At 56.9% G+C, this 19,249-nt stretch carries 18 protein-coding genes and 2 pseudogenes; 6 read left to right on the forward strand and 14 right to left on the reverse strand.

Annotated elements, in window-relative coordinates; genetic code table 11:
• The 12 genes from IFT84_RS10040 to IFT84_RS10095 form a co-directional block, all read right to left on the reverse strand.
• Positions 1 to 843, reverse strand: a complete 843-nt coding sequence (locus tag IFT84_RS10040) for a TIGR01459 family HAD-type hydrolase (protein WP_192118894.1) — start codon at positions 841 to 843, stop codon at positions 1 to 3.
• Positions 843 to 2,120: an FGGY-family carbohydrate kinase gene (locus tag IFT84_RS10045; protein WP_192118896.1), complete on the reverse strand. Its 1,278-nt coding sequence runs from the start codon at positions 2,118 to 2,120 to the stop codon at positions 843 to 845. Before IFT84_RS10045 ends, IFT84_RS10040 begins: the two co-directional genes overlap by 1 nt.
• Positions 2,117 to 3,655 (reverse strand): glycerol-3-phosphate dehydrogenase, encoded by a 1,539-nt coding sequence (locus IFT84_RS10050; protein ID WP_192118898.1) that lies wholly within the window; start codon positions 3,653 to 3,655, stop codon positions 2,117 to 2,119. The genes IFT84_RS10045 and IFT84_RS10050 overlap by 4 nt, the downstream gene beginning before the upstream one ends.
• 3 nt (positions 3,656 to 3,658) lie before the next feature.
• A complete protein-coding gene (locus IFT84_RS10055) occupies positions 3,659 to 4,309 on the reverse strand; it encodes a class II aldolase/adducin family protein (RefSeq protein ID WP_192118900.1) in 651 nt (216 codons plus the stop codon).
• An 11-nt stretch (positions 4,310 to 4,320) separates the two neighbouring features.
• Entirely contained in the window at positions 4,321 to 5,361 is a 1,041-nt protein-coding gene (locus IFT84_RS10060) for a 2-hydroxyacid dehydrogenase (RefSeq protein WP_192118902.1), read from the reverse strand.
• Positions 5,358 to 6,920 (reverse strand): FGGY-family carbohydrate kinase, encoded by a 1,563-nt coding sequence (locus tag IFT84_RS10065; protein ID WP_192118904.1) that lies wholly within the window; start codon positions 6,918 to 6,920, stop codon positions 5,358 to 5,360. Before IFT84_RS10065 ends, IFT84_RS10060 begins: the two co-directional genes overlap by 4 nt.
• A complete protein-coding gene (locus IFT84_RS10070) occupies positions 6,917 to 8,041 on the reverse strand; it encodes an ABC transporter ATP-binding protein (protein ID WP_192118906.1) in 1,125 nt (374 codons plus the stop codon). The genes IFT84_RS10065 and IFT84_RS10070 overlap by 4 nt, the downstream gene beginning before the upstream one ends.
• Positions 8,038 to 9,147 (reverse strand): ABC transporter ATP-binding protein, encoded by a 1,110-nt coding sequence (locus IFT84_RS10075; RefSeq protein ID WP_192118908.1) that lies wholly within the window; start codon positions 9,145 to 9,147, stop codon positions 8,038 to 8,040. Before IFT84_RS10075 ends, IFT84_RS10070 begins: the two co-directional genes overlap by 4 nt.
• Positions 9,148 to 9,152: 5 nt before the next feature.
• Positions 9,153 to 10,010 carry a carbohydrate ABC transporter permease gene (locus IFT84_RS10080; protein WP_192118910.1) on the reverse strand — a complete coding sequence of 286 codons (858 nt, stop codon included), beginning with the start codon at positions 10,008 to 10,010 and terminating at the stop codon, positions 9,153 to 9,155.
• 11 nt (positions 10,011 to 10,021) lie between these two features.
• Positions 10,022 to 10,945, reverse strand: a complete 924-nt coding sequence (locus IFT84_RS10085; RefSeq protein ID WP_192118912.1) for a carbohydrate ABC transporter permease — start codon at positions 10,943 to 10,945, stop codon at positions 10,022 to 10,024.
• A 220-nt stretch (positions 10,946 to 11,165) separates the two neighbouring features.
• On the reverse strand, positions 11,166 to 12,608 hold the full coding sequence (locus IFT84_RS10090) for an ABC transporter substrate-binding protein (protein ID WP_192118914.1): 1,443 nt from the start codon (positions 12,606 to 12,608) through the stop codon (positions 11,166 to 11,168).
• Between the two features lie 99 nt (positions 12,609 to 12,707).
• Positions 12,708 to 13,661, reverse strand: a complete 954-nt coding sequence (locus tag IFT84_RS10095) for a sugar-binding transcriptional regulator (protein ID WP_192118916.1) — start codon at positions 13,659 to 13,661, stop codon at positions 12,708 to 12,710.
• A 182-nt stretch (positions 13,662 to 13,843) separates the two neighbouring features.
• Here IFT84_RS10095 and IFT84_RS10100 point away from each other — a divergent pair, with 182 nt between their 5' ends.
• From IFT84_RS10100 to IFT84_RS10115, 5 genes and pseudogenes are all read left to right on the forward strand, one after another.
• Positions 13,844 to 14,368 carry a hypothetical protein gene (locus IFT84_RS10100; RefSeq protein WP_192118918.1) on the forward strand — a complete coding sequence of 175 codons (525 nt, stop codon included), beginning with the start codon at positions 13,844 to 13,846 and terminating at the stop codon, positions 14,366 to 14,368.
• 406 nt (positions 14,369 to 14,774) lie between these two features.
• A pseudogene (locus IFT84_RS21760) lies at positions 14,775 to 14,903 on the forward strand (Com family DNA-binding transcriptional regulator); the annotation flags it as partial.
• Between the two features lie 64 nt (positions 14,904 to 14,967).
• A pseudogene (locus IFT84_RS21415) lies at positions 14,968 to 15,384 on the forward strand (DNA cytosine methyltransferase); the annotation flags it as partial.
• 109 nt (positions 15,385 to 15,493) lie between these two features.
• Positions 15,494 to 15,832 carry a hypothetical protein gene (locus IFT84_RS21420; protein WP_244651182.1) on the forward strand — a complete coding sequence of 113 codons (339 nt, stop codon included), beginning with the start codon at positions 15,494 to 15,496 and terminating at the stop codon, positions 15,830 to 15,832.
• A 45-nt stretch (positions 15,833 to 15,877) separates the two neighbouring features.
• Complete coding sequence (locus IFT84_RS10115; RefSeq protein ID WP_192118922.1) at positions 15,878 to 16,666, forward strand: hypothetical protein; 789 nt, start codon at positions 15,878 to 15,880, stop codon at positions 16,664 to 16,666.
• A gap of 1,038 nt (positions 16,667 to 17,704) precedes the next feature.
• On the opposite strand, the gene IFT84_RS10120 is transcribed toward IFT84_RS10115, so the two are convergent.
• Positions 17,705 to 18,286 (reverse strand): helix-turn-helix domain-containing protein, encoded by a 582-nt coding sequence (locus IFT84_RS10120; protein WP_192118924.1) that lies wholly within the window; start codon positions 18,284 to 18,286, stop codon positions 17,705 to 17,707.
• A gap of 143 nt (positions 18,287 to 18,429) precedes the next feature.
• Here IFT84_RS10120 and IFT84_RS10125 point away from each other — a divergent pair, with 143 nt between their 5' ends.
• Positions 18,430 to 18,705, forward strand: coding sequence for a helix-turn-helix domain-containing protein (locus IFT84_RS10125; RefSeq protein WP_192118926.1), 276 nt, complete (start codon positions 18,430 to 18,432; stop codon positions 18,703 to 18,705).
• Between the two features lie 60 nt (positions 18,706 to 18,765).
• On the opposite strand, the gene IFT84_RS10130 is transcribed toward IFT84_RS10125, so the two are convergent.
• Positions 18,766 to 19,209, reverse strand: coding sequence for a hypothetical protein (locus IFT84_RS10130; protein ID WP_192118928.1), 444 nt, complete (start codon positions 19,207 to 19,209; stop codon positions 18,766 to 18,768).
• Positions 19,210 to 19,249: the final 40 nt, after the last annotated feature.

Raw genomic sequence — 19,249 nt, forward strand, 5'->3', positions numbered from 1 at the left:
CTACCAGATGAATTTCGGTGTGATGAAATCCGGCACCGCACCATGCTCGGTAAACAGCGCTTCCAGTTCAGCGTCATCGGCTGTCGAGAGAATACCGGTCTTGACGAGAAGCGACGACAGGCCAGCCGAGGCGGCGCCTGCAATATCGTGCTCAATACTATCGCCGATACACACGGTCCGGGCCGGGTCAGGATGTCCCAAAAACTCCATGGCAGCCGCGTAAATATCGGCGAAGGGCTTGCCGATCCACCGCACGGTGCCACCCAGTTCTTCGTAGAGTTCGGCAATGCGCCCCGCCCCGAAACTCGTACCGTCAGCCGTCAGCATGATCTTGTCGGGATTGGTGCACAGGCACTCCACCCCGCGCCGTGCGGCGGGAGCCAGCAGGGCCTCATAGTGGTCAAGGGTGTAGACGTCGCCCTCGCTGGCCGCAATCAGCACCACATCGGCATCCTCCCCACGTGTGGTTCGGGCCAGGCCAACGCCTTCCAATGGCGATTCATCGCCGTCACGGGAAATAAGCAGACATTTTCTTTGGTCCCTGCCGGATGCCTCAGCAGACAGAAGCCGCCAAGCCACTTCACCAGAGGTCAAAAACCAGTCCCAGCTTTGGGCATTGAAACCGAGCTTGGCCAGGCGGCGGTCGTTTTCGCTGGAGCGCTTGCCAGAATTGGACAGGATGATGATGCGCTTTCCAGCGGCTTTCAGCAGATCCAATGTCTGGGCCGCACCGTCATAAGGCCCGCGACCGTCCCGCAACACACCGAACTGGTCGATGAGAAAACAATCGAAACGATCAACCAGCGCCGCAATTCCGGGAATGGATTCAGGCGTTCTGGTCATCACAGCAGACCCGCTGTTCTGGCACCCTGAAGTGCCAAGCGGGCGGCACCGGCGGCAGCTTCTTCTGACAACACCGTTGGAAACTCCACCTTCAACCGCCGTCTGCGGATGGACGACCAGACCGCATTTTTCGCCCCACCACCGACACTGCGCACCGACTTGAGTTTTGGCGCTCCGAGCTCCGCCAGCCGCTGGTAGGCAAGCTGTTCAATACCGGCAATACCCTCAAACAAGGCTTTCAAAAACTCGGAATCCTCCGGCGGACGCGGCGTAAGCACGGGCGGCAATTCCGGGTCGTTGATCGGAAAGCGCTCACCGGGGCGGGCCAGCGGATAGTAATGCAGCCCCGTATCCGTCATGGGGTCGATCTCTGCGGAGAGTTCTTCAATACGGGCGCTATCGAAATGCGCGGCCAGCACCACGCCGCCAGTGTTGGATGCACCACCTGCCAGCCACATATCGCCGATGCGATGGCTGTAGAGTCCGAACTCTGGCGCAAACAGCGGTTTGTCGGACAGGATCTTGACCGTCAGCGTCGTGCCAAGGGCGCTGACGCCATCGCCGGGCTGATCGGCACCTGTCGCCAGAAACGATGCACAGCCATCGGTTGTACCGGCAACGATGATCACACTGGGCGCGAAACCGAATTGTGCGGCAGCGTCTCTCGAAATGGTTGCCATGGGCGTGCCTGCGGGCAGAACCTTCGGCAGCAGATCGGTATTGGCACCGGTGGCGCTGATCCAGTCTGGCCATGCGCGCGAAACGGGGTCATAGCCGGTCTTCAACGCGTTGTTTTCGTCAGACAGATCGAACCGACCGGTGAAGCGACCAGCCAGCCAATCGGCTTGATGAAGTATGTGCGCCACATCGTCCAGCGCCTGAAACACCAGTACCTTGGCAAGCCCGGACGTAGCACCATGCGCGGCGCTGTTTTGTGGCGCGTGGCTAGCCACCGCATCGAGCGTGTCTTTGTCCAGCACTGCGTCATTGTACATCATGGGCACGCCAAGGGGGTTTCCCTGCGCATCGACAGGCAGAACCGTGCCGGAAGTGCCATCAATCGCAATGGCGCATACCGACTTTGCATCGATCTGCGCCAGCGTGGCGTTGACGGCGGTTTCCACCGCCTGCCACCAGACCGACGGGTCACGATGATCGCGGCTGAATTCGGCCAGCTTGGCCGCGCCGGCGGCAACCACGGTTCCACTCTCATCCATGGCGACAGCGCGTGCGCCGGAGGTTCCGATGTCGATGCCAAGCACCAGTGTCTGGGTCATATAACGTCCGTGCTTTCCTGTGTCTCAAACCAGCGGGTAAAGGCGTCGCGTTCCCCGTCTGTCATGTGCAGCGCATGTTTGGTGCGCCGGTTCAAAATATCATCCGCCGTCATAGCCCACTCCGTTTCCTTGAGGAACAGCGCCTCACGCTCCCGCAACAGGGGGCCAAACGCGGCGCCCAGATCCTGCACCGACTGTGCAGCGCCAATCAAATCGTGCGCACGGGTGCCGTAAAGTCGGGCGTAATGCTTGCACAAGTCCTGCGGCAACCACGGATAGCGCGCCTTCATATCAGCCAGAAACTGCTCGAAATCGGCGTTGGCGATATCACCGCCGGGAAGAAATCCGTTTGCCGTCCACCCGCCGGGCATGGATGGAAAGAACGGCTTCAACTTGTCCAGCGCATGTTCCGATAGCTTGCGGAACGTGGTAATTTTGCCCCCGAACACGGACAACAATGGCGCTTGCCCGTTCACGTCATCCACTTCAAAAATGTAATCCCGGGTCACGGCAGACGGGTTTTCGGCATTGTCATCGTACAGCGGGCGAACGCCGGAAAACGAATGAACGATATCCGCCTCGGTTAGTTGCTGCTTGAAGTAACGGTTCACCGCCTTCAGCAAATAGGCGATTTCAGTGTCATCGACCTTCACGTCCTCAGGCTTGCCCTCATAGGGAATATCGGTGGTGCCGATCAGTGCCAGATCGTTTTCATAGGGGTTGACGAAGATTACGCGTTTGTCGGAATTCTGCATGAGATAGGCCTGCCGCCCCTCCCAGAACTTGCGGACGATGATGTGGCTGCCCTTGACCAGTCGCACATTGCGGGCCGAATTGAAACCGGCCACCCGCCCGATGATATCGTTCACCCATGGTCCCGCTGTGTTGACGATGGCCTTCGCGCGGATGCGGGTTTTTTCAGAGGTCACGACGCCATTTGAGCCTTTCCGGGATGTCATCTCTACTTCCCAAAGGCCGTTTTCACGCCGAAGAGACGTACAAGCCGTGCGGGTATAGACCTGCGCGCCACGATTTTGCGCGTCGAGTGCGTTCAGCAGCACCAGCCTCGAATCGTCCACCCAGCAATCGGAATATTCAAAACCCTTGGTATATTGCGGCTTGATGAACGCGCCCTCCGGCGCGGTGCGCAGATTGAGAGTGCGGGTGCCGGGCAAGCGTTTGCGCCCGCCCAGGTGGTCATACAGAAACAGGCCGAGACGAACCAGCCAGGCGGGCCGGTCGGATGGATTGTGCGGCAACACGAAGCGCATGGGCCAGATGATGTGGGAGGCAGAATTTAAAAGCACCTCACGCTCGATCAGCGCTTCGCGCACCAGCCGGAACTCGTAATATTCAAGATAGCGCAAACCACCATGGACAAGCTTGCCGGAGCGCGACGACGTTCCCTGCGCCAGATCGTCCTTCTCGCACAACACGACGGACAGGCCACGCCCGCTGGCATCACGCGCTATGCCCGCGCCATTGACGCCACCGCCAATGACGAAGAGATCGTAGACCGTTCCATCCGCGCTCATCTCTTAAGTCTCCTGAAGCCCGTAATTGGCAAAGCTCAATCGAACGCCTTCGATTTCCGCGTCGCTCAAAAGCACCGGGCCACCGATCAGCAGGCTGTGATAGTATTGTTTTGCCAACGTTTCCAGTTCCACAGCCGCCCACATCGCTTTTTCCAGACTGGAGCCGGTGGCAATCATTCCATGGTTGGCCAAGAGGCAGGCAGAGCGCCCCTCCAAGCCTGCGATAACGTTATCGGACAAAGCTTTTGTTCCGTAGCGCGCATAATCGCTCACGCGAATATCCGGGCCGCCAAACGCCGCAATCATGTAATGGACCGCGGGAATGGGCTTTCGTGCTATGGAGAGTATGGTGGAAAACATCGCATGGGTGTGCACGACCGCATTTACCTCAGGCCGGGCGCGCAGAATATCCAGATGAAACGGCCACTCGGTCGAGGGTTTTTTCGGCCCTTCCCATGCGCCATATTCGCCATGGATCGGCATGGACACGATCATGTCTGGCGTCATATCGGCGTACGGAATAGCCGATGGGGTCAGCAGCATCTGCTCGCCAAACCGCACGCTGATATTGCCGGACGTGCCTTGATTGAGGCCGGAGGCATTCATGCCCCGGCAATGGTCGATGATCGACTGGCGAAGTTCGGTCTCACGCATCGCGTTCTCCTTCAGCACGGATTGACGGGTGGCAGACCGGCGATGTAACGCCGCACTTCCTCCGCTGCCAGCTCGGCTGCGTAGGTTACGGTGCGCACGGAGGCACCAGCGATATGCGGGGTCAGCGTCACATTGTCGAGCTGAAGCAGCGGCCAGTCGGCCGGCACGGGCTCAACCGCAAAAGTTTCCAGCATGGCACTGGACAAATTACCATTGGTCAGGGCCTCGTACAGCGCATCATAATCGACCAGCGGGCCACGGGCGGTGTTGACGAAAATGGCTCCGGGCTTCATGCGCGCAAAGCTTTGCGCATTCATCATACCCTTGGTCTCCTCGGTGACGCGCGGGTGCAGCGTCACGATATCGGCCCGCGCCAACAGGTCATCCAAAGCCACATGCTCCACCCCGGCATTGCGATCATCCGCAGACAGTTGCACATAGGGGTCGTGCACCAGAACCTTGCAGCCAAAGGCCCGCAGAAGCCGCACCACCTTGGTGCCGATATTGCCGTAACCGACAACACCCACCGTCATTTCCGAAAGTTCGCGTCCCGTGCGGTCGGCGCGGTAGAGATCGCCCCGCCACTCGCCTTTTCTTAAGCCCTCATGGCCGACCCGGATCAGCCGTGTTTCAGCCAGAATGGCCCCGATCGTGAACTCCGCCACGGCGCTTGCATTGCGACCGGGCGTGTTGACCACCAGAACGCCAGCGTCGCGGGCTGCCTTTCCATCAATATTGACCGGACCGCCGCGCGACACTGCAATGAATTTCAAGTCCGGCATTTGCGCCAGCATACCCGCCGATACCGGCGCAAGCTGAGTAATCAGAATTTCCGCATCGCCAATGAAATCAACGATTTCATCGGCCTTGCCCATATATTCCTTGAGCCCGTCCATGCCTTCCACGGCATAGCCATGCTCCATCGGTTCATCGGGCCATGGCTGCTCCATCAGGCGGATGTCATGGTCTTGCCCACAGGCTTCCACCAGTTTATCGCGAAAAATCTCCGGCAGCATGAACCGGTCCCCGATAATGGCAATTTTCTTGGTCATGGCGTCTGTTCCTGTTGGTGTGCTAAAGCGGGCCATACGGGCTGAAGCGCCAGCCGCGATTGGCGGTAGACCGCAAAGCCGCGCGTGTAATGCTCAATAAGGTCGGGATCGGCAGGCTCGCCCACGCGCTGGTAGGGTGTTACCCACTCCTTCACGCAGTCCTCCATGGAGCCATACAGTCCGAGCGATACGGCGGCAATCATGGCCGTGCCGGCCGCACCGGCTTCCTCGCGCTCGCTGGTCTGAATTTCTGCACCCAGCATACCGCCCAGAATATGGCGCAGCGAACGGCTGCGCGCTGCGCCGCCGGTCAGACGAACGCGGGTGGGCAACGGCCCCATTTGCGCGTAGCAATCCCGCGCTGCAAAGGCCAGCCCATCAAACACGGCCCGCACCAGATCACCAAACCCATGGCCGATGGAAAGCCCGAGCAGAGATGCCCGCGCCGCAGCGTCTACAAACGGGCCGCGCTCGCCAGCCTCGGAGATATAGGGGTGGAAGATCGGCGGATGCGGTGTTGCGCTTTCCATCCATCGGTCGGCATGATCAAGCAGTTCGGGCCTGCTCTTCTCAATGCCCATTCCGTTCAACAGGGATGCAGCGACGGAGAGAATCCAATCAATATTCAAGGTTGCGGCCATGTTGGACTGCATCTGCGCGTAGACGCCGGGGATCGGCATACACATGGTGTAGCCGGTGCGCTCCGGGTTCAGGCGCACATCGTCGGGCGTGGCGGCAAGGCGCATATGCATGCCTGTGGAACCGATGATTGAGCAGCCTGTGTCGGTGCCGGGCTCGAATATTCCCGCGCCCAGGGCCGTGCAGGCCACATCCACATAGCCCAGAATAACCGGCGTTCCGGCCTTCAGACCGCAGAGCCGTGCCGCGTCATCGCTTAAAACGTGGTGGGTTGTCGAACCATCGACAATATCGGGCAGAACATGGCGCAAGCGATCCAATCCAAGGAAGGAAATGACCGTATCGGAGTAGGTGCGCGTCCGATAATCACCAAATGTGAACACAGCCTCGGATGGATCGATAGCGCGTGTGCCGGTCAGCTTGAAGTACAGCCAGTCCTTGCAGTGAAACGTGGTAGCGACGCCGCGCAGCATATCCGGCGCAGTGTCCTGCATCCAGCGCAGTTGCGGCCCCTGCTGGCAGGCAGCCAGCCCGCTGGCCGTGTGCGCAAACCGCTCTTCATCGCCCGCGTCCTGACGCAGTCGCGAGACGATATCGCCCGCGCGCGCATCCAGCCACAGCCATCCCTTACCTACCGGCTCCCCTTTCGCGTCTATCATCCACGTGCCGTCGCCCTGCCCCGTGACCGAGATGGCGATGACGCGGGACTTCAGATTCTCGACCTTATCTGCCAAGGCCAATAGCGTTTTCGCCGTATCCGCCCAGGTTCGGCTCATATCCTGTACGACGCCGGTTCGGCCAATGGCTTCATAGGTATTAGGCACGGCGCAGCAGGCCAGTTGCTTGCCACTGCGGTCGAACGCCACCGATTTGATGACCGAAGTTCCCGCGTCGATACCGATGAGGATGTCGCGGTTCATGCCAGCGCCCGCCCGTGCGAAATGGCAGCGCCGGTCTGGGTGTCGAAGACATGCAGGCTGGACGGGTCCAGTTTCAGACCAATGGTCTCGCCTGGTTGCAGGTGGGTGCGGTCGTGCTCCACCAGCACTATGGTTGCGCCCGCAAAGTCTGCGGCGATATGGGTCTGGTCGCCCAGCCACTGGTTGACGGATACCCGCGCCTTGACCCCGTTGTCGTCGCGACGCACGGCATAGGGCCGGATGCCGACCACGACCTGTGTGCGGTTGCGAAGGGTATCGCGAACCTCCTGCGAAAACTCATGGGCGCCATAGGTCAGCGCCACGCCATCCTTTAACAGGAACCGGATCGTTTCAGCCGAGGCGGACAGCGCCGCCTCGAAAATGTTCATCGGCGGCTCGCCCACAAAGGTGCCGGTAAACAGGTTGGCCGGGCGCTCCTTGATTTCCTGCGGTGTGTCGAACTGTTGCAGCACGCCGCCTTCCATAACCGCGATGCGATCGGCCAGAGCGTTCGCCTCGGTCTGGTCGTGGGTGACCAGAATGGCGGTCAGTCCCCGCTCCTTGATGTAATGCTTGATGCGACCGCGTAAGACCGCCCGCAATTGCGGCTCCAGTTGTCCCATCGGCTCATCCAGCAGATGCAGGTCGGCATCGCGGATCAACGCGCGGCCAAGGCTTGCACGCTGCTGCTGACCACCGGATATGGAACTGGGATAGCGGCCTAGAATGTCCTCGATCTCCAGAAGCTTGGCGATATAGGCAACCTTTTCGTCCACAACGGACTGAGGCAGCTTGGCAGCCTTTAACGCGAATGCCATATTTTCACGCACCGTCAATGGCGGATAGAGCGAGTAACCCTCAAACGCCATGGCCACATTGCGCCGCACCGGTGCCAGCATCTGCACCGGCCTGCCTTTCAGCGCAATCGTGCCGCGTGACACCGGCTCAAAGCCCGCAATCATGCGCAGCGTTGAGGTTTTGCCACAACCCGATGAGCCGAGCAGCGCGATGATCTCACCTTTTTTGATATCCATGGTGAGGTTGCGAACCGCATGAACCCCGTAATCAACCGGCCCGTAGAACTTATCGACGGCTTTGATCTGAAGCGCGCTCTCACTCATGCTGCTTCTCCATTTGTCCTATACTCGGCCATGCTTTCAATGCGGGCACCGGTTGTCTTGTCGAACAGGAACGCGGCGCTGCCATCAACAGCGATGGTTGCAGCGCCTGATGCGGGACCCGGCGTACCAGCTGGCCGCGAGACCAGAATTTCGCGCTTACGGGCCGTCAGCACCAGCGTCACCGTTTTTTCGTTCAGCGGTGTTTCGGCTTCCACGGTCACGGGAATGCTGCCGGGTACGGTTGTGAAGGTCACAGCCTCCGGCCGCAAGCCCAGCACACAGGGCTTGCCCACCACACTCACCGGCATGCCGGGCAGAGGTATCTGCACATCGGACAGTTCCACATAGATGCCATCCGGGCCGGACTTCGGCGTTACGTCGAGAAGATTGATCGTCGGATCACCGAACAGCCGCGCGATTTCGATATCGGCGGGAGCGTTGTAGATCACCTCCGGCGTGCCGATCTGCCGGATCGTGCCATTGGCCATCACGGCGATCCGGTCCCCCAGCGCCATGGCTTCCTTATAATCCTGCGTGACATAGACAACGGTGGCACCCTGCGCGGCCAGAAGGCGCGGCAGTTCCAGCCGCATTTCAAACCGCAGCTTGGCGTCCACATTGCGAAGCGGATCATCCAGCAGCAACAGCGGCGGAGACCCGGCCAGCGCGCGGGCCAGCGCTGTGCGCTGCTTCTGCCCGTTGGACAAGGCCTTGGGATGGTGCGAAAGCACATGATCGATCTTCAACAGCCTGGCGACCTTGCCCACACCATCGGCAATGGACGAGGTCGAAGATTTTCCGACCGTCAAAGGACTAGCGATATTGTCGTAAGCACTCATATGCGGAAACAGGGCGAAGTTCTGGAAGGCCATGCCGATGCCGCGATCTTCGGCCTCCACATCGCGCATATCCTGCCCGCCGATCAAAATCGCGCCCTCATCCGGCTCGATGACGCCAGCAATCATGCGCAGCAGCACAGTTTTGCCTGCACCGGACGAGCCGAACAGCACCAGCCGCTCGCCTTCCGCAACGGTCAGCGACAGATTGTCCAGAACGGTATGCGTCTTGTAGCGCTTAACGATATTCTTGAGTTCAAGGCTTTTCATGGCGATTATCCTTTCACCGCGCCGAGCGACAGACCTTCGACGAGATAGCGCTGGGCGTAGATGGCGAGCGCCAGCACCGGTGCGATGGACAGCACGATGGCCGCCGCAATCTGCCCGTACTGAATGCCTGAGGCAGTCACAAAGGCGAGCGCGCCTACGGTGACCGGCTGCTTGTCAGCGGACGCCAGCACCAGGGCAAACACGAAGTTGTTCCAGGCGAAGATGAAGGCGAGAAGGCCAGCAGCCGCAATGCCGGGGCCCGCCAGCGGAAGTGCGATCTTGCGGAACGTCGCGAACCACGAATGTCCGGCAATGCGGTAGGCGTATTCCACATCCGCCGAGATATCCTCAAAATACCCGCGCACGATCCAGAGAATGAGCGGCAGGCAGATAAGCTGGTATACCCAGATCAGCCCAAAATACGTGTCCGAAAGCCCAAGCTTTTGGAAATACAGGCTGAGCGGCAACAGCACCAGCAGCGGCGGCGCAAAGCGGAACGACAGAAGCGTAAAGGCAATATCTTCCGATCCTCTGAACTTGTGCCGCGCAAAGGCGTAGGCCGCTGGCACGCCCAGCAGCAGGGCAATCAGCACGGACGCCGTCGATAGAAACACCGAATTGCCGAGGTTGCGCATGAAGGCGATATCCAGCGTTCCCGCCGCCGTCGTCAGCTTGCCGGTAATCAGCGCCTGATAATTTTCCAGCGTGGGGCTGAAGATGACCGAAGGCGGCACGCTCAAAATCGTTTCATTGGTCTGGAACGACATCAACACGATCCAGAGAATGGGAAACATGAAGAAGACGACCACCAGCACAAGGGCTACGCCGCGCAGGATACGTTCAAGAAGCGATGTGGATTCCATTGTGTTTGCCCTCACGCTTCGCCACGGGCGCGTTCGCGCAGCCGCAGCCAGTTTTTGATGAAGATGTTGGACAGGATGTAGGTGATGGCCCACAGGATGATCATCAGCGCCGCCGAGCGCCCGACATTGGTGGACTGGAAGAAGTTGAGATAGGCTTCCACCTGAAACACCGTCAGCGTATTGCCCGGCCCGCCCTGTGTCATGGCGTAGATAATGTCGAACTGCTGAATGGAATCCAGCAGACGAAACAGCGTTGCCGTCAGGATATAGGGTGTAAGCATGGGCAGCGTGATGCGGAAAAACACGAAGCTGCGCGGCACGCCATCGAGCGCTGCAGCCTCGAACGGTTGCGTTGGCAGAGAGCGTAAGCCCGCCAGAAGCAGGATCATGATAAAGGGCGTGTACACCCAGATATCGACCAGAACCACCGTCAGCAAAGCAGTATCGGGCGAGGAAGCCCAGCGAAAATTCTGGAGGCCAACCAGACTGGCGAGATAACTCAGTATCCCGAAGCCCGGATTGGTCATCAGCTTCCACATCAGTGCGGCCAGCGCCGGTGCGGTCATCAGCGGCATCAGCAGCATGATCGACACGAAGTTGTTGATGCGGGTGCGCTTCTGCAACAGGAGCGCGATGCCAAGCCCTAAAGCCAGTTCCAGCACCACGGTAACGCCCGCATAGATCAGCGAGATTTTCAGCGTATTCCAAAAGGCCGGATCATAGAGAAAATTAAGGTAGTTCTCCCCCCAGTTAAACTGGCGCGCCCAGGGCTGGCTCAGCCGATAGCGCTGAAACGAATAGACGACAGCAGTAAAAAACGGGACGAGGATGCCGATGCACACCAGAAGCGCTGGAAGGCTCAAGACATAGGGAAGCCAGCGTCGGCTGATCTTGAAGCCGGAAGCTGTTTTCTGTGGTGTTGTCACTGAAGCCATGACAGCTCCGCTCCTTGAATTTAGACAGCCGAAAGCTGCCGCGAAAGACGCGGTGCAGATCGGGTCCATAATTGATTGATCGTCAGGGTAGCCGGGCGCTGGAGTCTGTCCGCTTCAGTTTAAAACAGACAGACTTCAGGATCTCTTGTTATCGCTTGTCTGTTCGGGAAAACCGGCTCCCGCCTGACAAACTTTAACCGCCCGGCTGTTGCCTTAAAGTTTAGCCAAGGCCTGCTTCCTTGAACTGCCGGTTGATGCTTTCGGCCAGCATATCCAGCCCCTCGTCTACCGGCACTTCCTTGTTCACCATGCGCTGCAACGTGGCGGCCCACTCGGTCGTCACATCGAAGAACAGCGGCTGTGGTGTGAAGTAGATGCGCGCACCTGGGGCCGATGTATCATGCGCATTGACGTAGCCCGGATACCCCTTGTTGAGCTTCTCGCGGAAAATCTCGTCCTTCCAGACGGACTGGCGAACAGGGTTGACGAAGTCCATTTTCGTGGCGCCAAAAATGGCATGTTCTGCACCGGATGCCCACTGGATAAAGTACCAGGTTGCGTCCTTATCTTTGGAGAAGTTGGACATGGCCAGTGACCAGATCCAGATATTCGGCGTTGGTGCCTTGGCTTCAGGGTTGGCGGCAAACGGCGCATAGGCCAGCTTGCCAGCCATTTTGTTATCGCCGCCATTCATGAAGTAGCCTGCAATATCGGCGTCATACATCATGACCGAGTTGCCAGCACCCATATCGGAGGCCACCTGATACCAGGTGTAGGTGGACCAGTCCTTCGGACCGCCATCCTGAATCATCTGAACCCATTTGCCATGGAATGCCTTGGATTCGGCTGTGTTCATGGCGGCAGCCAGCTTGCCATCATCCGACAAGGTCAGATCTTTCTGCCCGTAGTTGGAATAGGCCGACAGGAAGCCCGCATGAATGGTGGCCCACGAACGGGAACCGCGAACGCCGATGCCGTAGGGACCGCCGAGGTCCTTGGAGGCCTTGCCAGCGGTCTCGATCAACTGATCGAGATTTTTTGGTACTTCCGCGCCGACTTTTTCCAGCAGGGCCGGATTGTAGGTCATGCTGTTCTGCTCATAACCCCACGGAATGCACCACTGCTTGGCATCGTCCGAACCGAGCGCGCCGCCCGGCTGGCCGTTCCAAGCACAGGATGCCTTCACGCCGGGCAGAAAATCATCCCAGGCATATTGCGGGCTGGTTTTGGTCGGGTCCTTGATCCACTCATTCAGATCGGCGATCCAGCCAGCGGGACCATAGGTCCATGTCATGTAAGCGCCGGTCATAAAGGCGTCATACTCGGTGGAGCCGGATGACAGCGCCGCCGTGACCTTATCGAAATAAACATCCTCCGGGAACACGTCATAGGCGATTTCAATGCCAGTCAACTGCTTGAAGCTGTCGAGATTGGCAATCATCGCATCGGCATAGGGGTGTTTGTTCAACAGCAGCTTCAGTTTTTTGCCGGAATGTTTTTTCCAGTCAAAATCCGCTGCCAGCGCGGTTGTGGACATCATGTTCAGCAGTGTACCGCCTGCTCCCAGACCAACGCCCAGAGCGCTAAGGCCTTTCAGCAAACCACGTCGGTCGACTTGTCCGCGCATAAATGCGCTGATCAGATCTTTTTCCTTCTCATGCATGATAACTTCCTCCTCCTGTTGCGGGTACACGCTCTCTCCCGAGCCCTCCGGCGACCCCGACCGGTATGCAAAGATTGGTGGTCCGCCTCCCCGGCGGCCTCACCCCAGACAGAGCGTTTGTGCAGTACGCTCATCCGTAATCAGGCCAGACAACAGCCCGCTTTTCAAAATAGACAGGATAGACCGGGTTTTGCCCTTGCCCCCTGCCACAGCTACGATCCTCCGTGTGGCGAGATCCTCCCGGCTCAGAGTAAACGTGCGGTCCGACAGGGTTGTCTCGATGGGTGCTCCGGCCTCATCATAAAAATGCCCCAGCACCTCACCTGCCCCACCGCCAGAAATGATATCCTCAATTTCGATCTGCTCGATCATGCCGGTTGCGACCAGAGACGCCTCCCGCTCCACCGTGCCGATGCCGACCAGCAAGAGATCCGCCGAGGTTGCCAGATCGACCACATCGCAAACGCCGCGCTGGCTGAGCAGCACATCACGATCTTCAACCGTGTTGGCAAAAAAGGGCACCGGCATCACATAGGCCTCCGCTCCGGTGCGCTCCGCCAGTCGATGAATAACATCGTGCGGATTGGCCGAGAACTTTCGTGTCAGCCCGCCCAGCAGCGAAACGAACCGCACCTTGGCATTGCTGGTGCGCGGCAGGTTATCTACGCACGCCGCAAGTGTGCGGCCATGCCCGACGCCGATTAGCCCGTTTCCCTCCCGCTCAATCTCGCGTTTCAAAAACTGCGCGCCCGCAATGCCCAGCGCTTTCAGCGGCAGATCGTCCGTGTCGAAATCGGGTACAACTTCGCAGTAATCCAGCGAAAAGCGTGCGGAGAGCGTGTGCTCCATCTCCATGCACTCGGCCACATCACCATCGATATAAACTTTCACCAATCCCTCCTGATTGGCTTTGGTAATCAGGCGGTGCGCCTTAAGCGATGTCAAACCCAAGCGCTTGGCAACTTCCGCCTGCGTCAATCCTCCGGCGTAATGCAGCCAGGCGGCGCGGGTCGCCATGCTGGACTCATCGTCACGCAAAACACCTCCCCGCATCGACACCGGCCTCCTCCAAGGTGATAATATTATCTACCATTGAAAATAATTTCATTCAGCTGCGAGAGTTTGTCAAGTCCCATTTGCGGTAGGATTGCATTTGAGCAATTTGGCACTTGCAAAGGCACAGCCCCTTTCGGATCGGCAGGTCTATGATTATATAAGGACATCGGAGGTACTGCATGGTCTGGTTGGTTGTTGTTCTTGTCACGCTTGCGCTTGTTTCGCTTTCAAGCCGCTCTCCGAACTTCCTGCGTGTGATAACGCCAGCCCTGTTTGTTGCAGCAGCCTTTGCGATGATGGCAACGGTGGTGATCTGGACCCAAAGCGCCGAACGGCGCGCCGAGCAATTCACACAAACTGCCCCCGCCGGCGGCCCAGTTCTAACCTCCGCGGATCTGCAGCTTACAAATCTACAGTTCACACAGGGAAAACCGGCGACCAGCTACAAGGTGACGGGCACGATTTTTAACAACAGTCCCTCGGTTGCCCTGTCATCGTTTCAACTGCGGGTGACCTTGCAGGATTGCCCTTCCGAGACCTGCACCGTCATCGGGGACGACAGCACGCTGGTCATTGCACGGGTGCCCGCAGGCAGCAGCCAGACATTCGAGAGCTTTCTGACGATTGCAAACCCGGCGCTGGTTGCGCCAACCACACCAAAATGGGTCTACGACATCAGCGATATTAAACCCTATAAGCCCTAAGCCGATCTTGAATATTGTTGCTTGTGGATCGATCTTCATTCCTGTCTAAGCTATTGGAGACTGAAAGAATGAAGTATGTTCTACCTATCTTGGGAATAATACTGACAGGCTGCGCCTCCGACGGCCCACCCTCGGCCAAAACAATCCGCGACAACGCGTATTGCACCCGCCTTTATGCACCGACCAGTTCGGACCACGAGTACTGCCGCTATCAAAAAAGCGTTGAGAAACAATCTTCTGCACAATCGATAAAGGACTGAACACATGGCCAAGGGTCAACAAAAGAGCAATAAAGAAACCCGCAAACCCAAGCAGGACAAAAAGGTGGACAAGACCCCATCCCCGATTGGGTCGCAGGTGAAACAGGCCGAAAGCTCGATGGCAAAACGGAAGCCGTAATTCCGCTGAAATCAAGTGCCGCCGTTGCGGCACGTTCAATCATCTGAGGCCACTGCCCGCACAGGACACCGAGCCCCTGCCCGACTGCCACGAGCAGCCGCAAAGGAAACACTCGTGTGGCTCTACGTCCCGATAACGGCTTTACCGCCGAACTTACTGCCAACTCAGAACCTCTCCACGGCATCGCGCTTTGCGCTGGCGTGGGAGGACTGGAACTCGGCCTGCATATCGCAGAACCCGGATACAAGACTGTGTGTTACGTCGAGCGGGAAGCCTTCCCTGCAAGCGTGCTGGTGGCGCGGATGGAAGACAAGGCCCTGGATCACGCGCCTGTCTGGGATGATGTTACCACCTTCGATGGCCGCCCTTGGCGTGGAAAGGTTCATATCCTCACTGGCGGCTATCCCTGCCAGCCCTTCTCGTTTGCCGGTAAACGGCTCGGACAAGATGATCCCCGTCACCTCTGGCCTCACATTGCCCGCATCATCGCGGAGCTTGAACCCGAATGGTGTTTCTTCGAAAACGTCGAAGGCCATATGTCCCTGGGCGCCGATGCAGTCTTCGCAGACCTTGCCCGCCTGGGCTTTAGCATCAAAGCGGGCTTGTTCAGCGCGGCAGAAGTCGGCGCATCCCACCAGCGTCGGCGGCTCTTCATTGTGGCCCACGCCGACAAAGTCCCTCTATTGCACGAAAATCGAGCTGGAGCTGGTGAACGATTGCTTCCGGATGCGCGACGATGCAGCAGCAGCGGGATCGCAGTTCGGCCTGGGCAAGGCTGCGCGCGTGTGGACGCACATCTGGCTACTGATGAAAGCCTGCGGAGCCCGGCCGACGAAGCCGTTCAGCTTCCGCTCTTCGCGCCCGCTCCATCTGAGTTTGAACGCTGGAGCCCGATCCTTGATCGGCGACCTGACCTTCAACCCGAACTTTTCGGACTGGATCATGGGCTGGCCGATCGGGTGGACCGATCCGATGCAGCCGGTAACGGAGTGGTCTCACTGGCTGCAGCGTATGCGTGGCGAACTCTCAAGGATTCGTTTTTTTCACATGACTCATTCCTCATAGACAAATAGTTTGCTGCAACATGCGGATGAGTAATGGAGAGATTGCTTGGATACTTTATTTGCGCTGACCGCCTTAGCCGGATTGTCTGCCATGGTGTGGTTTGCCTTGGTTGCATATTTTTCTAAAATGAGACGCAGAAAGGCAAAAATTCGTGCTTGGGGCTCGTTTATAATTTTTGTCCTTTCGATAGCAGCGATATCGCATTTTCAAAATGCTGATGCGGTCGCTGAAGGCTTTAAAAGCACTAGCGACCGGATGGCGGCCAAAAATGCAGGCTTTACAGATTCATTCAGTTGGCGAAGCGAGCAGCTCAGACGCGATCGTGAATTGATACAGCAAGCTGAAGAGAACGAAACGGCGCGACGTATACAAGAGTCCGAGGCTGCAAAGAGACAGCAGCAGAAAGATGAAGAACTTGCGAAAGCAGAGGCTGCTGAAGAAGAGGAACGGGAAAAAAAGGCGGCAGAACAGAAATTGAAGGAAGATGAAGTTGCAAAGGCGGAAGCTGCCCTAGCAGAAGAGGCTGTACGAGCTAAAGAGGCGGCTTGCTTAGCTGATCCTCAATGCGCATTTGACGAGTTGTCAATTCAAATATCAGTAGATTGCAGACTTGCAATCGAGAAGCTGCCTAAGTGGGATTTTGAATGGACAGATAGCTGGACTGAACCGAAATTCCTGCCAGCGGGGTGGGCAAAGAAAGACCAAAAAACTCTGCTGCTAATGGGGCAGGCACTTAAACTTCAAAATGGGTTCGGTGCTTGGAAACGTGTTAGTTATTTTTGCGCATACAATCTGGTCAGTCGGAAGGTGGTGGACGTCGTGATCAACCAGTAACGTCGCAGTGGCGTCACTGAAGTCATCAGTGCTTAGGCACAACCATACCAAGCCCCGCCTTAAACGCGGGGCTATTCGTTTTATGGTTCCAAAAGGTTTTAACTGCTTTTCAAGCGTTTTATAACACTGTTTGACACCGCAGCCAGAGATCTTCAAATTCCGATTTCTCGTGTCAAAATTCCGAAGAGCCGTGTCACGCTACAGTGTCAAAATTCCGAAGAGCCGTGTCACGCTACAACAAGTGTTGTCTGCCACAGATAAGATGAATTATGGAATTGCCCGGGAATAGGTGGGATTTGGCGGGAAAGTGTTAAATTTCAAGGACCTATGCGGTTGCCAATAAAATCGTAAATCGCACTTTTGACAGTGCTCTACCTACGAAAAATGGCCTGTCGGTTAATACACGCTCCAAACTGGCGTTTGTCTCAAAAGGTCTTTGAGAACGCTTTGAAAGCGCTTCAAGCATCTTCAAACCATTATAATCATTACACACGTAGAATTTTAGCAGATCAAAATTCGCCACAAGACAATGGCAATTTTCGACGTAAATTCTAATTTTATCTTGGACGCAACGTCCGAGATGAAATTTATTTAATAAATACAGAGAGATAATCAAAAATTTGGCGTTGTTTATCTCGGACGTTGCACTGCTCTGATCAATTGCGAATTACGGGATTTTTCTGGCGGTGGGCTGAACATCACTTCGATCCTCATACTGCCGCACCTCGGGCACTTGATACGTTCGCCGATCTTTACCAACGGCATATTTCGGCCGCGTGTCGCGATCATCGTGTGCATGTCAAGGCGGTAGCTCCATAGGCACTGGCGCACGAGTTTTAGGCCTTCCCTGTTGGGCGCGGCGCACTTCACGAAAATTTCCCAGCCCAGATCATGGGCCTCGCCCAGAGACTCAACCATGCTCCACACCTAATAGAACATAGTGGGAACTTCAAGACCTGTGGATACGCACTTATTCCGCTAAGTTAGATATTGCTAACAATCGAAATACGAGCATGGTTCAATTATCTGGTCTTACGATCATGAGGCCTCGGCTTTGCCAAGCCCGGGATTTTGTATCGCATTGAGGGCAGATCGTTTCAGCTTGTGCCGGATATGCGCCAGCGCAAGATCAACCTCCTCGGCATCGTCCAGGTCAGCCACGGTGCTTTTCAATTCGGCATAAATTTCCATGCCAATCAAAGCCACCTCGTCTGGCGGGAGAAAGATACCAGCATCGCTGTGAACCTCTGATACAATCGTCATAATACCACGTTTTAGGGGTAGCCCCTTGTGAAAGCGATCCTCTTGGGCTGTTGTCACAGCTGCAATTGGTTGGCCTTGATGTCGATGTGTTGCGTCGGCGTATGTGTCATTGTTTAAAAACTTTGCACCTTTCCCGTTCGCAAGCCAACCAACGTTCACCCCACCGGCGTCCGCAATTGCGATCAACACATCCATTGATGGTGTGCCGTCCTTTAGTATTCGATTTAGACCAGATTTCGCCAAGTTTGCGCGACGGGCGAACTGGGTTTCGCTTTCGGCCCCAAGCACCTCCCTCAGCCTTAATCGGAAGTCTTCTAGCTGTTGTTCAGTCAGTCTATCAGATCGTTTTTTTGCCATAGCCTTATTTGCGAACAAACCGTTTGACTTTGTTCGCATTTGCGTCCATTTCTCATTTGCAGGCCGCATTTGCGGTCAGCGATTGCTCACAATGGTTCAACAAAAAGCGGATGTTAACGCATCCGCTCATGCAGGAGGTTCTCATGGCAAAGCCTAAGCGCTGGGACCGGCACGATATCCTTGGCGCGCTTCGTCGCCGCCATATGACTTTGACTAAGCTTGCTCAAATGAACGGCAGAAGCCCTGGCGGCTTTCGGACGATCTGGACCAGACCCAACCGCGAAAATGAAGCCATCATCGCGACCTTTCTAGGGGAGAAAGTCGAGGAACTGTTTCCTGATCGGTATCCAAAGAAAACCTCAACGGTACTCTCGCACGAGTACAATTCGGAGTCCATGAGCACGCAGGAGGCTGCGTGATGTCGGGTTTTGATGACCCGGCCCTAGCTCGTGCCTACAACTGTGCACGACGGGACCTGATCAACTCCTTTCGCGCTCGAATTTGCGCGCAGAGTTCCAAGGAACCAAATCAGCGATGTGAAGAATCAGACCGTCTTCATCTGTCGAATACCGTGAGATCACTTCACCAGGATAGAGCGGGCTTTTGCCCCGTTTGCCTGCGTGAAGCCAATCCTTTTGAGCCTCCTGCAGCGTGTACAACTCTGCAGCCAACGCAAATCTGTGACTCCATTCCTTCGTGTTCGATTCAGCAAATTGAAGGTTCACGTCGATGAACTTGCTGGCCTCCTCGCTCCACTCATCAGGATTGGTTGCCCGAAACTCGGTTCTAAGAAGAGCGCCTGCGACGTCTGCCCGAGTGAGTAGTTGGCGAGCTCGCAAGCTATCGACGAGTTCAACCAACAGCATGCTCGTGAGGCGAATTTCAATAAGGGCCATGTCCAAGTTCAAGTCAGCTTCGTTCATTTCAACCATCCCGATTGTTTGTGGTGGAGACAATCAACAC

Origin of the sequence: Rhizobium sp. CFBP 8762, from assembly GCF_014841565.1 — a bacterium.
In the GTDB taxonomy this organism is placed as follows: domain Bacteria; phylum Pseudomonadota; class Alphaproteobacteria; order Rhizobiales; family Rhizobiaceae; genus CFBP-8762.

Excerpts from the sequence above, each read along its gene's own strand:
- IFT84_RS10040 (WP_192118894.1), bottom strand. The coding sequence starts at position 843 with ATGACCAGAACGCCTGAATCCATTCCCGGAATTGCGGCGCTGGTTGAT.
- IFT84_RS10045 (WP_192118896.1), bottom strand. The coding sequence starts at position 2,120 with ATGACCCAGACACTGGTGCTTGGCATCGACATCGGAACCTCCGGCGCA.
- IFT84_RS10050 (WP_192118898.1), bottom strand. The coding sequence starts at position 3,655 with ATGAGCGCGGATGGAACGGTCTACGATCTCTTCGTCATTGGCGGTGGC.
- IFT84_RS10055 (WP_192118900.1), bottom strand. The coding sequence starts at position 4,309 with ATGCGTGAGACCGAACTTCGCCAGTCGATCATCGACCATTGCCGGGGC.
- IFT84_RS10060 (WP_192118902.1), bottom strand. The coding sequence starts at position 5,361 with ATGACCAAGAAAATTGCCATTATCGGGGACCGGTTCATGCTGCCGGAG.
- IFT84_RS10065 (WP_192118904.1), bottom strand. The coding sequence starts at position 6,920 with ATGAACCGCGACATCCTCATCGGTATCGACGCGGGAACTTCGGTCATC.
- IFT84_RS10070 (WP_192118906.1), bottom strand. The coding sequence starts at position 8,041 with ATGAGTGAGAGCGCGCTTCAGATCAAAGCCGTCGATAAGTTCTACGGG.
- IFT84_RS10075 (WP_192118908.1), bottom strand. The coding sequence starts at position 9,147 with ATGAAAAGCCTTGAACTCAAGAATATCGTTAAGCGCTACAAGACGCAT.
- IFT84_RS10080 (WP_192118910.1), bottom strand. The coding sequence starts at position 10,010 with ATGGAATCCACATCGCTTCTTGAACGTATCCTGCGCGGCGTAGCCCTT.
- IFT84_RS10085 (WP_192118912.1), bottom strand. The coding sequence starts at position 10,945 with ATGGCTTCAGTGACAACACCACAGAAAACAGCTTCCGGCTTCAAGATC.
- IFT84_RS10090 (WP_192118914.1), bottom strand. The coding sequence starts at position 12,608 with ATGCATGAGAAGGAAAAAGATCTGATCAGCGCATTTATGCGCGGACAA.
- IFT84_RS10095 (WP_192118916.1), bottom strand. The coding sequence starts at position 13,661 with ATGCGGGGAGGTGTTTTGCGTGACGATGAGTCCAGCATGGCGACCCGC.
- IFT84_RS10100 (WP_192118918.1), top strand. The coding sequence starts at position 13,844 with ATGGTCTGGTTGGTTGTTGTTCTTGTCACGCTTGCGCTTGTTTCGCTT.
- IFT84_RS21420 (WP_244651182.1), top strand. The coding sequence starts at position 15,494 with ATGCGCGACGATGCAGCAGCAGCGGGATCGCAGTTCGGCCTGGGCAAG.
- IFT84_RS10120 (WP_192118924.1), bottom strand. The coding sequence starts at position 18,286 with ATGGCAAAAAAACGATCTGATAGACTGACTGAACAACAGCTAGAAGAC.
- IFT84_RS10125 (WP_192118926.1), top strand. The coding sequence starts at position 18,430 with ATGGCAAAGCCTAAGCGCTGGGACCGGCACGATATCCTTGGCGCGCTT.
- IFT84_RS10130 (WP_192118928.1), bottom strand. The coding sequence starts at position 19,209 with ATGAACGAAGCTGACTTGAACTTGGACATGGCCCTTATTGAAATTCGC.